We start from the raw sequence: 1,176 nt of genomic DNA on the forward strand, positions 1-1,176 counted from the left end.
GGCGCGTCCGGCGCGGACCGCGGGCACGGTCGTCAAGGACGAGGGCGAGGGCGGCAAGTCGCTCGCCGCCTTCCTCGCCGACCAGAAGTTCATCTAGTCCCACCCGTTCGCGCATCCAACGATCGATCAGGAGCAACGAATCATGGCTGAGATCCTGGTTCTGGTGGACCACGCCGACGGTGTGGTCCGCAAGCCGGCCCTGGAGCTGCTGACCCTGGCCCGCCGCATCGGCGAGCCGTCCGCCGTCGTCCTCGGTGCCGGTGCGGCCGCGGCCGACATCGCGGCGAAGGCCGGCGAGTACGGCGCGGTGAAGGTGTACGTCGCCGACGGCGCCGAGTTCGCCGACCAGCTGGTCGTCCCCAAGGTGGACGCCCTGGCCCAGATCGCCGGGGCCGGCGATGTCGCCGCCGTGCTGGTGACGTCCTCCGGCGAGGGCAAGGAGGTCGCCGCGCGCGTCGCGCTGCGGATCGGCTCCGGCATCATCACCGACGCCGTCGACCTGGAGGCCGGCGACGGCGGCCCGGTCGCCACCCAGTCGGTGTTCGCCGCGTCCTTCCAGGTGAAGTCGAAGGTCACCAAGGGCGCGCCGGTCATCACCGTCAAGCCGAACGCCGTCGCCCCGGAGGCCGCCCCGGCCGCCGGCGCGGTGGAGAACGTCGCCGTCGCGTTCACCGGCAACGCCGCCAAGGTCACCTCGCGCACCCCGCGCGTGTCCTCCGGCCGCCCGGAGCTGACCGAGGCCGCCATCGTGGTCTCCGGCGGCCGCGGCGTCGGTGCCGCCGAGGGCTTCGGCGTGGTCGAGGAGCTCGCGGACGCGCTGGGCGCGGCCGTCGGCGCCTCGCGCGCCGCCGTGGACGCCGGCTGGTACCCGCACAGCAGCCAGGTCGGCCAGACCGGCAAGCAGGTCTCCCCGCAGCTCTACATCGCGGCGGGCATCTCCGGCGCGATCCAGCACCGGGCCGGCATGCAGACCTCGAAGACCATCGTGGCCGTCAACAAGGACCCCGAGGCCCCGATCTTCGAACTGGTCGACTACGGCGTGGTCGGCGACCTCTTCCAGGTGCTGCCGCAGCTCACCGCCGAGGTGAAGGCCCGCAAGGCCTGATCCCCGGACGACAGCGGAGGGGGGGGGGACAAGGAAGCCACCGCGTGCCCCCCTCTCTCCTCTTCCCTTAT

At 73.0% G+C, this 1,176-nt stretch carries 1 protein-coding gene and 1 pseudogene; both read left to right on the forward strand.

The annotated features are described in order from the left end of the window. A pseudogene (locus tag ACFVGO_RS28540) lies at positions 1-97 on the forward strand (electron transfer flavoprotein subunit beta); the annotation flags it as partial. A gap of 45 nt (positions 98-142) precedes the next feature. Beyond that, the gene (locus tag ACFVGO_RS28545; protein WP_380634891.1) at positions 143-1,105 is read left to right on the forward strand and encodes an electron transfer flavoprotein subunit alpha/FixB family protein; all 963 of its coding nucleotides are present in this window, start codon (positions 143-145) and stop codon (positions 1,103-1,105) included. Positions 1,106-1,176 lie beyond the last annotated feature (71 nt).

It is taken from the genome of Kitasatospora sp. NPDC057738, assembly GCF_042798815.1.
GTDB lineage: Bacteria > Actinomycetota > Actinomycetes > Streptomycetales > Streptomycetaceae > Kitasatospora > Kitasatospora lactacystinica.